The organism is Pseudomonas sp. St316, from assembly GCF_018325905.1.
Classification (GTDB): Bacteria; Pseudomonadota; Gammaproteobacteria; order Pseudomonadales; family Pseudomonadaceae; genus Aquipseudomonas.
This window is the reverse complement of sequence record NZ_AP021901.1, coordinates 381,405-394,656: the sequence shown is the minus strand read 5'-3', so window position 1 is coordinate 394,656 and position 13,252 is coordinate 381,405. Positions and strand designations below refer to the sequence as shown.

Below are 13,252 nucleotides of genomic sequence, written 5' to 3'. Positions count from 1 at the left end.
CAGTCAACGCGCCTGCGCAAATACCTGCGCCACCCAATCCACGAACACGCGCACCCGCGGCGACATGAGTCGGTTGTGCGGATAGAGCACCGACACCGGCATGGACGGTGGTGGGGTGGTGGTGAGGATTTCCTGCATGAGGCCCTGCCGGATCGGCTCTTGCATCCGGTAATGCGGGCATTGGATCAGGCCCAGGCCGGCGATGGCCGAGGCGGCATAGATTTCGGCGCCGGACACCGACAGCGAGCCTCCGATCGGTACCTCCGTGAGCTCGCCATCGACCATGAACTGAAACGGGTACAGTTTGGCGGTGGTCCGCGAGACGTAATTCACCGCCTTGTGATGCTTCAAGTCATCGAGGCATTTCGGCTCACCGTACTGGCGCAAATAACCGGGACTGGCACAGGTAATCTGCCGAAGATTGGCGACACGCCGACCGATCAATGACGAATCCGCCAGCTCACCGGAGCGCAGCACGCAATCGACGCCTTCGGCAATCAGATCGACGAAACGATCGGCCTCGCTGATGAACAGTTCTATTTCGGGATAGCGGGCCATGAATTGCGGCAACGCCGGAATCACGAAATACCGTGCCTGGGTTCCGTGCAAGTCCACCCTTAACTTGCCTTTGGGCGCCACGCCGCGAAACGCCAGCTCGGCTTCCTCCAGCTCCGCGAGCAATTGCACGCAACGCGGGTAATAGGCTTCGCCGTCGAGCGTCGGGCGCACCTTGCGGGTGCTGCGCTCCAGCAAACGCACGCCCAGCCAGGCTTCGAATTGGTTGAGCGTATGGGTCAGCGTGGCCCGGGGCATGTTCAAGTCTTCAGCGGCCAGGGTGAAGCTGCTGCGCTCGTAGATGCGGACAAACACCCTCATTGCCTTGACTTGGTCCATCTGAATCCTGCGTTCTCATTGTTGGGAAATACTGAACAGTCAAGGCAACTTTCCGGCATTTATCGCCAAGAGTAAACATGTGAACCTGGCCCTACCCCATTCAAGAGGACTCAAGCATGCCGACTCAAACGTCCAAAGTTGCCATCATCACAGGTGCTTCCCGCGGCATCGGCGCCGAAATCGCCAAGCAACTGGCCAGCGAAGGTTTCGCCGTCGTCATCAACTACGCCAACAGCGCCAGTGAGGCGTCCAAGTTGGTGGTGCAATTGCGCCAGGCCGGCCACCAAGCCATAGCGGTGAAGGCGGACGTGTCCTCTGCCACCGATGTTCGTCGGATGTTCGATGAAACCGAAGCGCAGCTGGGCAAGGTCGATGTGTTGATCAACAACGCCGGCATCCTCCAGGTGATGCCTCTGGCGCAGCACAGCGACGAGCTGTTCGACCAGACGTTCGCCGTCAACACCCGCGGCACCTTCAATACCCTGCGCGAAGCCGCGACCCGCCTGAACGACGGTGGCCGGATCGTGAATTTTTCCAGCAGCACCGTGGGCCTCAACCTGCCCGGCTACTCGGTGTACATCGCCAGCAAGGCCGCGGTGGAATCCCTGACCCAGGTGTTCGCCAAGGAACTGCGCGGTCGCCAGATCACGGTCAATGCCGTGGCCCCCGGCCCCGTCGCCACCGAGCTCTTCATGCACGGCAAGAGTGAGGAACAGGTGCAGCACTACGCCAAGATGCCGCCCCTGGAACGCCTCGGCCAGCCGCAAGACATTGCCAGCATCATCGCGTTCCTGGTGAGCCCCGCCGCTGGCTGGGTGAACGGGCAGATCCTGCGGGCCAACGGCGGTCTTGTCTGAGACTGTGCTCTCTATCGCCAGCCACGCCGCCATCGCGAGCAAGCTCGCTCCCACAGGGTTAAGTGATTCCCTTGTGGGAGCGAGCTTGCTCGCGATGGGGCCGACGCAGATGAAATCAGGCCTCGGTCAGCGCACCAAATGCAGGAACTGCAGGTGTCGCTCGTACTGGTCGAGGATGTCGTTGATGACTTGCTCCTTGGTGTAGCCCACCAGGTCGTAATCCTGGCTGCCTTCGCTCAAGTGCACCTCGGCACGGTAGTAACGACGGTTGTTGAGCTCCTTGGAGCCCATGCCGCCGCGGGCGAAGGACGGTGTGAAGTAACCGCGCATCTGCACCTGGTAGATGAACGGATGCTGCTCGCCGTGGCCGATCTCCAGGCTGACGCTGTCGTTGGCCGGATCGGGTTGGGTCACCACCGTCAGGCCCTTTTCGACGAACACTGCCGTCACTTCTTCAATGGCCGGGCGCACCGTGGTGTCGAGGAAACGGTACACCTCATCACGGGATGGAAAATGCACCGCCTGGCTCAAGCGTTGGCGCCAGCCGCCCGTGCCCCGACGTGAGCCCGACACCGGCGCCAGGGAGTGCAATTGCGCGATCTGCTTCTGGGACTCCAGGTAGAACGCTTTGTGCAGGCCCCACATCATCAGCAGCAGAATCAATGAAAACGGCAAGGACGTCAGCACCACCGCCGACTTCAAGGCATCGATGCTGCCGGAGAACAGCAACGCACTGGTCACCAAGGCCGTCATTGCGCCCCAGAACACCCGCAGCCATTTCGGCCCGTCCTCATCGGGGTTGCCGCCCTTGGCCGACAACGTCGACAGCACCACGGTGCCTGAGTCGGCGGACGTGACGAAGAACACGAAACTGATAAACACGGTGACCGCGATGACGGTCTTGCTCCAGGGGTAGGTTTCCAGCAGCAGGTAAAGGCTCATCGACGGGTTTTCCAGGGCCGACATGCCCAGGGCAGTCATGCCGTGGTTCAACACCTGGTCGATGGCGCTGTTGCCGAAGATCGACATCCACGCCAGGGTGAAACCCAGGGGAATTAGCAGCACGCCAAAGACGAATTCACGGATGGTGCGCCCACGGGAAATCCGTGCGATGAACAGCCCCACGAACGGCGACCACGCGATCCACCAGGCCCAGTAAAACACCGTCCAGCCGCCCAGCCAGTCGCTAGGTTCGTTGTAGGCGTACAGGTCAAAGCTCTTCATCGGCAGGGCGCCGAGGTAATCGCCGATGTTCTGGATCAAGGTGTTGAGCAAATGCTGGGTGGGCCCGGCGAACAGCACGAACAGCAACAACGCGCAGGCCAGCAGCATGTTGATGTCGGACATGACCCGCACACCTTTGTCGACACCGGCCACCGCCACAATGATCGCCGCCCCCATCATCAGCACGATCAGGCCAACCTGAATCCACTGGGTGTGGGCGATGCCGAACAAGTAGTCGAGCCCGGAATTGAGGTGCAGCACACCAAAGCCCATGTCCGCACCCAGGCCGAACACCGTGGCGATAATGCCGAAGCCGTCCACGGCGTAGCCGATGGGGCCGTTGATGCGCTTGCCAATCAGCGGATACAACGCCGAACGCAGGGCCAGCGGCAAATTGTGCCGGTAGGCAAAGTACGCCAGGGCCATGCCGACGAACGCGAAAACGCCCCAGCCGTGCAGACCCCAGTGCAAGAACAGGATCTGCATGGCCTGGCGCGCGGCCTCGGCGGTACCGGCCTCGCCCTGGGGCGGCTGGACCATGTGGGTCAGCGGCTCGGACACGCAGAAGAAAAACAGCGTGATGCTGATGCCGGCGGCGAACAGCATGCCGGCCCAGGACAGATAACTGAATTCGGGCTCGTCGTGGTCGGCACCGAGCTTGATCTTGCCGTAGCCGGACAAGGCGGTGACCACCACGAAGACCAGATACAACGTCATCGCCAGCATGTAGTACCAGCCAACCGTATTGGCCGCCCAGTTCTGCGCGGCCAGCAACCAGGCGCCGGCCTGCGCGGGCATGGCAATCACCACCAGGCCGAACAGCAGGATAAAGGTCGCGGCGAAGTAAAAGACCGGCGGGTTCATGCGGACCAGGCCGCTGGGTGGAAGGGACGAGGCACTCATGGGCGGTGCACTCCGGAAAGCGAAAGGATGGTGATCGAAAACGGACTCGGCAAAGGCAAGCCTCCTGTTGTGAGCGGGCAGCAAACCGACGGTTTAACTTGAATGAACGTTCAAGTTAAACATAAATAGGTAGCTAAGGACTAATCGCAGGGCTCGACGGCACGCTTCCTACACTAGCCTACGAGAGGGTATGACGTTGCCAGTAGAGCATTCGTTCACTGGCGCCAAGCCCCCGTGGGAACGAGCTTGCTCGCGATAGCTATCCGCCATCCAACATCTTCATCGACTGTCACGCCGCTATCGCGAGCAAGCTCGCTCCCACATGCCGGTTGCCGGTGTATATCCGCATGCCTATAGTCCAGACATCGCCTACAACCAGTACGGACTCATGATCAAACAACAGCTGTCTCGCTTTAACCGTCTCGACCTGCTCGGCCATCCGACACCGCTGGAAAAACTCGAGCGCCTCTCCACCTGGCTCGACCGGGACATCTATATCAAGCGCGACGACCTGACACCCCTGGCCTTGGGCGGCAACAAACTGCGCAAGCTCGAATACCTGGCCTTTGATGCCATCGCCCAAGGCGCCGATACCCTCATCACCGCCGGGGCGATCCAGTCCAACCATGTACGCCAGACTGCCGCGCTGGCCGCGAAGCTGGGCCTGGGTTGCGTGGCCTTGCTGGAAAACCCCATCGGCACTGAAGACAGCAATTACCTGGGCAACGGCAACCGCCTGCTGTTGGAATTGTTCGACGCCAAGGTCGAGTTGGTGGACAACCTGGACAACGCCGATGAGCAGCTACAGGCCCTGGCCGGTCGCCTGCGCGCCAACGGGAAAAATCCCTACCTGGTGCCGATTGGTGGTTCAAACGCCTTAGGCGCGCTGGGTTATGTGCGCGCCGGCCTGGAACTGGCCGAGCAGATCAAGGACACCGGGATTGAATTCGCCGCCGTGGTACTGGCCTCGGGCAGTGCCGGCACCCACAGCGGCCTGGCGCTGGCGCTGAGCGAAGCCCTGCCGGCGCTGCCTGTCATCGGCGTCACGGTTTCGCGCAGCGAGGAAGACCAGTTTCCGAAGGTCCAGGGCCTGGCCGAACGCACCGCCCAGTTGCTGGACGTGGCCCTTCCCGGGGCTTTCAAGGTCAATCTGTGGGACGAGTACTTCGCGCCCCGCTACGGTGAGCCAAACGCCGGAACCCTGGCGGCGGTCAAGCTGCTGGCCAGCCAGGAAGGCCTGTTGCTCGATCCGGTCTACACCGGCAAGGCCATGGCCGGCCTGCTCGACGGCCTTGGCCGCGACCGCTTCGACGACGGCCCGATCATCTTCCTGCATACCGGCGGTGCACCGGCATTGTTTGCCTATAGCACGGCATTCCCGGCGTAGTGGAGACTTCGGTGGGGCGAGCTTGCTCGCGATAGCGGTATGTCAGCTCCATACATTTCGGCTGATCCACCGCGATCGCGAGCAAGCTCGCTCCCACAAATACTCATTCCAAATAGACATATGCGATTGATTTAATATTATTTTCCAATCTATAAAAGCCATCTTATAGTCTCGCCGCAGGCGCATTTGCCGCGAGACGCCCGAGCTGCTTTAAGGCAGGATGTGGCAATCTTTTCGGATCGCGGCTACGCCTTATCTCAGCCAAAATAACCTCTTCATAAGAAAGCACAGGGGCTTGTCATGAATTTCTCCGCATTACGTCGCAACCTGTTGGTAGGTTCGCTGGGCCTGGCATTGAGCGCCGGGCTGTTGGGGCAAGCAGTTGCCGGTGAGCAGCTGCAAAAAATCAAGGACGCAGGCGTGATCAACGTCGGCCTGGAAGGCACTTACCCACCGTTCAGTTTCGTCGACGCCGACGGCAAGCTGGCCGGTTTTGAAGTGGAGTTTTCCGAAGCCCTGGCCAAGGAACTGGGGGTGAAGGTCAAGCTGCAGCCGACCAAATGGGACGGGATCCTCGCGGCACTGGAATCCAAGCGTCTGGACGCGGTGGTCAACCAGGTAACCATCTCCGAAGAGCGCAAGAAGAAATACGACTTCTCCCAGCCCTACACCGTTTCCGGGATCCAGGCGCTGGTGCTGACCAAGAATCAGGACACCATCAAGACTGCCGCCGACCTGGCTGGCAAGAAGGTCGGTGTAGGCCTGGGCACTAACTATGAACAGTGGGTCAAAGCCAACGTGCCTGGCGCTGACGTGCGTACCTATGAAGATGATCCGACCAAGTTCCAGGACCTGCGCGTTGGCCGCATCGATGCCATCCTGATCGACCGCCTCGCGGCGCTGGAATATGCCAAGAAAGCCAAGGACACCACGGCCGCCGGCGAAGCGTTTTCTCGCCAGGAAGCCGGCATCGCCCTACGCAAAGGCGAGCCAGAGTTGCTGGACGCGATCAACAAGGCCATCGACAAATTGCGCGCCGACGGCACCCTCGCCAAGATCTCGCAGAAGTACTTCAACGCTGACGTCACGAAATAATGGAAGCGGCTTTTCAACTCGCGCTGGACTCCGCGCCCTTCTTGCTCAAGGGCGCGTACTACACGGTCTTCCTCAGCCTGGGCGGCATGTTTTTCGGCTTGCTGCTGGGGTTCGGCCTGGCGCTGATGCGCCTGTCGCGCTTCAAACTGGTGAACTGGATCGCCCGCATCTACGTGTCGTTCTTTCGCGGCACGCCGTTGCTGGTGCAGTTGTTCGTGATCTATTACGGGTTGCCGCAACTGGGCATAGAGCTGGATCCGCTACCGGCGGCCCTGATCGGTTTCTCACTGAACATGGCCGCCTACGCGTGTGAAATCCTGCGGGCCGCCATCAGCTCCATCGAGCGCGGCCAGTGGGAAGCGGCGGCAAGCATCGGCATGACCCGCGCCCAGACACTGCGCCGGGCCATCCTGCCGCAAGCCGCACGCACGGCCCTGCCACCGTTGGGCAACAGCTTCATTTCCCTGGTCAAGGACACCGCGCTGGCGGCGACCATCCAGGTGCCGGAGCTGTTCCGCCAGGCGCAGTTGATCACCGCGCGAACCTTCGAAATCTTCACCATGTACCTGGCCGCCGCGCTGATCTATTGGATTCTGGCCAGCGTGCTCTCGCACCTGCAGAACGTCCTGGAAGCCCGGGTCAATCGCCATGACCAGGAGTCCTGACCCATGATTGTCGTGGAAAAACTGACAAAGCAGTTCAAGGGGCAGGTGGTGCTCAACGGCATCGACCTGAAGATCGAAGAAGGCGAAGTGGTTGCGATCATCGGCCCCAGCGGCTCGGGCAAGACCACTTTCCTGCGCTGCTTGAATTTCCTCGAAGAGCCTACCAGCGGTCGGATCAAGGTCGGCGACATCGAGATCGATGGCAGTCGCCCGCTGAACCAACAACAGGGCCTGGTGCGCCGTTTGCGCCAGCAGGTGGGCTTCGTGTTCCAGAACTTCAACCTGTTTCCCCATCGCACAGCATTGGAAAATGTCACTGAAGGCCCGCAGGTGGTGAAGAAAATTCCCCGCGCCGAAGCCGAAGCCCTGGGACGCAAGCTCTTGGCCAAGGTCGGGCTGGCGGGCAAGGAGGACGCCTACCCACGGCGTCTTTCTGGCGGCCAGCAACAGCGCGTGGCGATTGCCCGGGCGTTGGCGATGGAACCGGCGGTGATCCTGTTCGACGAGCCGACCTCGGCCCTCGATCCGGAACTGGTGGGTGAAGTACTGGCAACCATTCGCGGCCTGGCTGAAGAAAAACGCACCATGGTCATCGTGACCCACGAAATGGGCTTCGCCCGGGACGTGGCCAACCGCGTGGTGTTTTTCGACAAAGGCGTGATCGTCGAACAAGGCGAAGCCAAGGCCTTGTTTGCAGCGCCCAAGGAAGAACGCACTCGACAGTTCCTCAGCAAGTTCCTGTCCGCCGGACACGGCAACCAGTAAATCAGCATCATCACTTCCAGGGATGGAAGTGAGGCTGCTACATAATTAATACGGCGTTATCACAGGCGCTACAAAGACGTCACAACTTGCAACTTCCGTCCCACTCATCTTATACATGCAACAGCATATACATACCTCTCGTAACACTTCCCTTGCGCCCAAGCCTCCCGCCACCTAGTTTCCAGACCTCGTTCAAGACCTATTTCGAAAACCGGCAAGCCTGGGAAAATGGCCTTTGAAGCCAAGCATTCTTAACAGGCGCATGTAGGATGTTTCTGAAGCCTTTCATAATGAGTTATTAGGCAAACGGCTCTATTGACACCGAAACTAGAGAGCCCTTATCTAGTGCCCAACAGGCAACGCACATTGATTAGTTTGCGCATCGACTAAGCGCAGACAGCCTATAGGGCTGCGCAAATAAACCATGTCGCGATCCACCATTGCCGTTGAACTTTCCGAAACGGACTTAGTTTTCAAGCATCAAGGAGAACACCATGACATGTAAGTCGAAGAGTCCCGAGTTGGCCGCCCCCACCCTGGTCAATGCCCACCCTACTGGCATCAATATCGCCAACGCCGCTCACCTGGAGGTTGCCATCGCGCCCTACCCTGGTATGGACGCAGGTGACCTGATCGAACTGTTCTGGGACAACTGCTATGTCGGCTCGCGCGTGCTGTCGCCGGCAGATGTACCGGGCAACATCACGATGCGGGTCCCGGAGAGCTTTATCGTCAACGGCACCTCGCGTATCCATTACCGGGTGATGCAGGTTGGACGCGGGCCGGCGCTGTCAGCCAAGCAACGGATGCAGGTGAAGCTCGATTGTCCCGGCGGCCAACCGGTGGCCCTGAGCGGCGATGAAAACCAAGGCCTGGCGCCAGTGCGCATTCCCGGCACTATCCGACGCCAAGGGGTGAACCCCAACCAGATCAAGCGCGGCGTACCGCTGACCATCGAACCCTACCTGAACATGGCCGCCGGCGATGCCGTGACCCTGCGCTGGGGCGATGTACGCATGGACCTGCCTGCCGTCACCGCCAGTGAGGTCGGCCAACCGATCAATATCTGGGTTGCGCCGCAGATCATCCTGGAGGCAGGAGAAGACCTGCGCCTGGAAGTGACCTACTGCATCCTCGACCGTGTGGGCAACAACTCCCACTGGGCACCGCCACTGACGTTGAAGATCGGTTGCGCCAATCCCTATCTGAAAAACCCGACGAAAAACGCCGCTATGGTCGCCGAGCCGCACCGCCGAACGTGAATCCCTGAGCAAGCAGCGTGGCGAGGGGATTTATCCCCTCGCCACAACATCACTCGACAAAAGCTCTCTATTAATATTCCTAAAAGTTAGTTTAAAAAAAATTTATACACGCTTAGGGTATATGAACCGGACCACCGGACATTCTTGATTTTCGCTCGCCGCATTCATCGCGGCGTTTCTTGAGATGTGAGGTGGGTATGGAACGCAACACAATCACCCCAGTGCAGTATGCCCCGGCACTGCCCGCAGCCACGGAGTGGCTGTAATGTCGGATTTGGCGCAAGCAAAGGTCCAGAGCGACCAGGACATCGCACCGCTGTTGTTGCCCGCACAGGTGTTGCGCAACGATGCCGAGGCCATCAAAGCTGCCCATGAACTGGCGCAGGTCGCTCGTCAGCAGGCCGCGCGTCGTGACCAGCAACGCAAGCTGCCCTGGGCAGAAATTGAGCAATTTACCCGCAGCGGACTGGGCAGCATCGCCATTCCCCGGGCATACGGCGGCCCACAGGTTTCGTTCGTCACCCTGGCCGACGTGTTCGCAATCATTAGCGCCGCTGACCCGGCCCTAGGGCAGATCCCGCAAAACCAGTTTGGCATTCTCCAGCTGATACTCGGCACGGGCACCGAACGGCAGAAGAAAATTCTTCTGCAGAGCGTCCTCGAAGGTTGGCGCATCGGTAACGCCGGGCCGGAACGGGGTGTTCGCAATACCCTTGAGCTGAAGGCACGGATCACCGCCGACGGTGACGGCTTCGTCATCAATGGCCAGAAGTTCTATTCCACCGGCGCACTGTTTGCCCATTGGGTAGCGGTCAAGGCGTTGAATGAGGAAGGCCGCCAGGTGCTGGCGTTCGTGCGGCGCGGCACACCGGGCCTGCGGATCGTCGACGACTGGTCGGGGTTCGGCCAGCGCACCACGGCCAGCGGCACGGTGCTGCTGAACAATGTACGCGTGGATGCCGAGTTGGTTCTGGATAACTGGCGCATCAACGAAACACCCGGCGTGCAAGGCGCGATTTCCCAACTGATCCAGGCCGCCATCGATGCGGGCATCGCCCGTGGCGCCATTGACGACGCCATCGCCTTCGTCCGTGAACGGGCCCGGCCCTGGATCGACGCCAAGGTCGAGCGGGCCAGTGATGACCTCTACGTGATCGCCGACATTGGCAAACTGAAAATCGAACTGCACGCCGCCGAAGCCTTGCTGCGCAAGGCCGGACAAGTGTTGGACCAGGTCAGTGCCGCCCCCATCACGGCGCAATCGGCTGCCCGCGCCTCGATTGCCGTGGCCGAGGCCAAAGTGCTCACCACCGAAATCGCCCTGCAAGCCAGCGAAAAACTCTTCGAACTGGCCGGCAGCCGCGCCACCCTCGCCGAATTCAACCTCGATCGCCACTGGCGCAACGCACGGGTCCACACCCTGCACGACCCGGTGCGCTGGAAGTATCACGCGGTAGGCGCCTACCACCTGAACGGCACCTTGCCGGCCCGCCATTCCTGGATCTGACGACCCGACCTCTGGAGCAGCACATGACGTTTTCTCAACACGTCGCGGTGATCACCAGCGATGAACAAGCCCTGATCGTGGCCAGCGACCTGGCCGATGACTTCAAGCGTGACAGCGCCCTGCGCGACCGCGAGCGCCGCTTGCCGTACCCGGAACTGGAGGCCTTCTCCCGCTCGGGCCTGTGGGGTATCAGCGTGCCCAAGGCCTATGGCGGTGCCGGTGTTTCCAACGTCACCCTGGCCAAAGTCATCGCGCTGATTTCTCAGGCCGACGGCTCGCTGGGGCAGATTCCGCAAAATCATTTCTACGCCTTGGAAGTGCTGCGGGTAAACGGCACTAAAGCGCAACAACAACGCCTGTACGCCGAAGTGCTCGCCGGCCAACGCTTTGGTAACGCCCTGGCCGAACTTGGCACCAAGACGGCCCATGACCGCATCACCCAACTGCGCCGCGACGGCGAGGGCTATCGCATCAACGGTCGCAAGTTCTACGCCACGGGCGCGATCTACGCCCAACGCATCCCCACATCGGTGGTGGACGAAAACGGCGTGCAACAACTGGCGTTCGTTCCTCGCAACAGCCAGGGCCTGACGGTGATCGACGATTGGAGCGGTTTTGGCCAGCGCACCACTGGCAGTGGTTCGGTGGTGTTCGAAGACGTGTATGTCGCCGCCGCAGACATCGTGCCCTTCCAGAGCGCCTTCGAACGCCCCACACCGGTAGGGCCGCTGGCGCAGATTCTTCACGCCGCCATCGACACCGGCATCGCCCGCGCCGCCTATGAGGACGCCCTGCATTTTGTCCGCAATAAAACCCGCCCCTGGATCGACGCCACCAGCGACGTCGCCACCGAAGACCCGCACACCCTCAAGAGTTTCGGCCAACTGAGCATCCGCCTGCATGCCGCCGAAGCCCTGTTGGAGCGCGCCGGTGAGTTTCTCGACCGAGCCCAGGCCGACACCCGGGCCGACACGGTCGCCGCTGCCTCGATTGCCGTGGCCGAAGCCCGTGCCATCAGCACCGAAATTTCCCTGGCCGCCAGCAGCACGCTGTTCGAATTGGCCGGCAGCCAGGCGACCCTGGCCGAACATGGCCTCGACCGCCACTGGCGCAACGCTCGGGTGCACACCCTGCATGACCCGGTGCGCTGGAAATACCACGCGGTGGGCAACTTCTACCTCAACGATGAAAAACCGCCGCTGCGGGGGACTATCTGATGGCGGACGGCAAGAAAAAAATCCTGCTCAACGCGTTCAACATGAACTGCATCGGGCACATCAATCACGGCTTGTGGACCCACCCCCAGGACACATCGACCCAGTTCAACACGATCGAATACTGGACTGCCCTGGCGCAATTGCTCGAACGCGGGCTGTTCGACGGGCTGTTCATCGCCGACATCGTCGGTGTCTATGACGTGTACCAGCAGTCGGTGGACGTCACGCTCAAAGAGTCGATCCAGCTGCCGGTCAACGACCCGTTGTTGCTGGTTTCTGCGATGGCCGCCGTGACGAAAAACCTCGGCTTCGGCCTCACCGCCAACCTGACCTACGAACCGCCCTACCTGTTCGCCCGACGCATGAGCACCCTCGACCACCTGAGTCGTGGTCGGGTCGGCTGGAACATCGTCACCGGCTACCTGGACAGCGCCGCCAAGGCCATGGGCCTGACGGCGCAGGTCGAGCATGACCGCCGCTATGACCAGGCCGATGAGTACCTGCAAGTGCTTTACAAATTGTGGGAAGGCAGCTGGGAAAACGACGCGGTGCTCAACGACCGCGAGCAGCGGATTTATGCCCGCCCGGAGAAAGTGCACAAGGTCCGGCACCAGGGCGAGTTCTACCAGGTCGAGGGCTATCACCTGTGCGAACCCTCACCCCAGCGCACGCCGGTGCTGTTCCAGGCCGGCAGTTCCGAGCGCGGCCTGCTGTTCGCCGGACGGCATGCCGAGTGTGTGTTCATCAGCGGCCAGAACAAACCGGCGACCAAGGTCCAGGTGGACAAGGTGCGTGCCAGTGCCACCCGGGCCGGGCGTAATCCCGAGGACATCAAGGTGTTCATGGGCCTGAACGTAATCGTCGGCGAAACCGAAGCGGCCGCCTGGGCCAAGCATGCCGAGTACCTGAGCTACGCCAGCGCAGAGGCCGGTGTGGCGCATTTTTCCGCGTCGACAGGGATCGATTTTTCCCAGTACGAGCTGGACGAACCGATCCAGTACGTCAAGAGCAACGCCATCCAGTCCGCCACCAAGACCTTGCAGAACAACGACTGGACCCGGCGCAAATTGCTCGAGCAACACGCCCTGGGCGGTCGTTACATCACGGTGGTCGGCTCGCCCGAACAGGTGGCCGACGAGCTGGAGTCGTGGATCGCCGAAACCGGCCTCGATGGTTTCAACCTGACCCGCATCGTCACGCCGCAAAGCTACGTGGACTTCATCGACCTGGTGATTCCCGAGTTGCAGCGACGCGGCTCGTACAAGACCGAATACGACAACGGCACCCTGCGCGAGAAACTGTTTCACGCGGGGGCCCATCTACCCGGACAACACACTGGCTCGACCTACCGGCACTGACCCTGTGGGAGCAAGGCACTGTGGGAGCAAAGCTTGCTCGCGATGCAGACACCTCGGTTTTTGAGAGACCGCATCAACTTCATCGCGGGCAAGCCTTGCTCCCACATAGCGCTGTTCG

11 protein-coding genes are annotated in these 13,252 nt (G+C 60.9%); 9 read left to right on the top strand and 2 right to left on the bottom strand.

All coding sequences use genetic code 11. From position 1 onward, the window contains the following. Positions 1-3: 3 nt before the first annotated feature. On the bottom strand, positions 4-894 hold the full coding sequence (locus tag KI237_RS01665) for a LysR family transcriptional regulator (RefSeq protein ID WP_212798526.1): 891 nt from the start codon (positions 892-894) through the stop codon (positions 4-6). A gap of 116 nt (positions 895-1,010) precedes the next feature. On the opposite strand from KI237_RS01665, the gene KI237_RS01660 reads away from it, so the two are divergent. Next, positions 1,011-1,751 (top strand): SDR family oxidoreductase, encoded by a 741-nt coding sequence (locus tag KI237_RS01660; RefSeq protein ID WP_212798525.1) that lies wholly within the window; start codon positions 1,011-1,013, stop codon positions 1,749-1,751. 126 nt (positions 1,752-1,877) lie between these two features. On the opposite strand, the gene betT is transcribed toward KI237_RS01660, so the two are convergent. Beyond that, the gene (gene betT / locus KI237_RS01655; protein WP_212800533.1) at positions 1,878-3,839 is read right to left on the bottom strand and encodes a choline transporter BetT; all 1,962 of its coding nucleotides are present in this window, start codon (positions 3,837-3,839) and stop codon (positions 1,878-1,880) included. A gap of 427 nt (positions 3,840-4,266) precedes the next feature. On the opposite strand from betT, the gene KI237_RS01650 reads away from it, so the two are divergent. From KI237_RS01650 to KI237_RS01615, 8 genes are all read left to right on the top strand, one after another. Next, the gene (locus KI237_RS01650; RefSeq protein ID WP_212798524.1) at positions 4,267-5,265 is read left to right on the top strand and encodes a D-cysteine desulfhydrase; all 999 of its coding nucleotides are present in this window, start codon (positions 4,267-4,269) and stop codon (positions 5,263-5,265) included. A 300-nt stretch (positions 5,266-5,565) separates the two neighbouring features. Further along, positions 5,566-6,360: a cystine ABC transporter substrate-binding protein gene (tcyJ, locus tag KI237_RS01645; protein ID WP_212798523.1), complete on the top strand. Its 795-nt coding sequence runs from the start codon at positions 5,566-5,568 to the stop codon at positions 6,358-6,360. Continuing rightward, entirely contained in the window at positions 6,360-7,025 is a 666-nt protein-coding gene (tcyL, locus tag KI237_RS01640; RefSeq protein WP_212798522.1) for a cystine ABC transporter permease, read from the top strand. The genes tcyJ and tcyL overlap by 1 nt, the downstream gene beginning before the upstream one ends. A 3-nt stretch (positions 7,026-7,028) precedes the next feature. Beyond that, positions 7,029-7,790: an L-cystine ABC transporter ATP-binding protein TcyN gene (tcyN, locus tag KI237_RS01635; protein ID WP_212798521.1), complete on the top strand. Its 762-nt coding sequence runs from the start codon at positions 7,029-7,031 to the stop codon at positions 7,788-7,790. A 494-nt stretch (positions 7,791-8,284) separates the two neighbouring features. Beyond that, positions 8,285-9,052: a hypothetical protein gene (locus KI237_RS01630; protein WP_212798520.1), complete on the top strand. Its 768-nt coding sequence runs from the start codon at positions 8,285-8,287 to the stop codon at positions 9,050-9,052. Positions 9,053-9,317: 265 nt separating this feature from the next. After that, positions 9,318-10,559 carry an SfnB family sulfur acquisition oxidoreductase gene (locus tag KI237_RS01625; protein ID WP_212798519.1) on the top strand — a complete coding sequence of 414 codons (1,242 nt, stop codon included), beginning with the start codon at positions 9,318-9,320 and terminating at the stop codon, positions 10,557-10,559. Between the two features lie 23 nt (positions 10,560-10,582). Continuing rightward, the gene (locus KI237_RS01620; protein WP_212798518.1) at positions 10,583-11,776 is read left to right on the top strand and encodes an SfnB family sulfur acquisition oxidoreductase; all 1,194 of its coding nucleotides are present in this window, start codon (positions 10,583-10,585) and stop codon (positions 11,774-11,776) included. Further along, positions 11,776-13,134 (top strand): LLM class flavin-dependent oxidoreductase, encoded by a 1,359-nt coding sequence (locus KI237_RS01615; RefSeq protein ID WP_212798517.1) that lies wholly within the window; start codon positions 11,776-11,778, stop codon positions 13,132-13,134. The genes KI237_RS01620 and KI237_RS01615 overlap by 1 nt, the downstream gene beginning before the upstream one ends. Positions 13,135-13,252 lie beyond the last annotated feature (118 nt).

Bases quoted from the DNA above. Each gene is read 5' to 3' on its own strand.
- KI237_RS01620 (WP_212798518.1), top strand. From the start codon at position 10,583: ATGACGTTTTCTCAACACGTCGCGGTGATCACCAGCGATGAACAAGCC.
- KI237_RS01650 (WP_212798524.1), top strand. From the start codon at position 4,267: ATGATCAAACAACAGCTGTCTCGCTTTAACCGTCTCGACCTGCTCGGC.
- KI237_RS01625 (WP_212798519.1), top strand. From the start codon at position 9,318: ATGTCGGATTTGGCGCAAGCAAAGGTCCAGAGCGACCAGGACATCGCA.
- tcyL (WP_212798522.1), top strand. From the start codon at position 6,360: ATGGAAGCGGCTTTTCAACTCGCGCTGGACTCCGCGCCCTTCTTGCTC.
- tcyN (WP_212798521.1), top strand. From the start codon at position 7,029: ATGATTGTCGTGGAAAAACTGACAAAGCAGTTCAAGGGGCAGGTGGTG.
- KI237_RS01615 (WP_212798517.1), top strand. From the start codon at position 11,776: ATGGCGGACGGCAAGAAAAAAATCCTGCTCAACGCGTTCAACATGAAC.
- tcyJ (WP_212798523.1), top strand. From the start codon at position 5,566: ATGAATTTCTCCGCATTACGTCGCAACCTGTTGGTAGGTTCGCTGGGC.
- KI237_RS01665 (WP_212798526.1), bottom strand. From the start codon at position 894: ATGGACCAAGTCAAGGCAATGAGGGTGTTTGTCCGCATCTACGAGCGC.
- KI237_RS01660 (WP_212798525.1), top strand. From the start codon at position 1,011: ATGCCGACTCAAACGTCCAAAGTTGCCATCATCACAGGTGCTTCCCGC.
- betT (WP_212800533.1), bottom strand. From the start codon at position 3,839: ATGAACCCGCCGGTCTTTTACTTCGCCGCGACCTTTATCCTGCTGTTC.
- KI237_RS01630 (WP_212798520.1), top strand. From the start codon at position 8,285: ATGACATGTAAGTCGAAGAGTCCCGAGTTGGCCGCCCCCACCCTGGTC.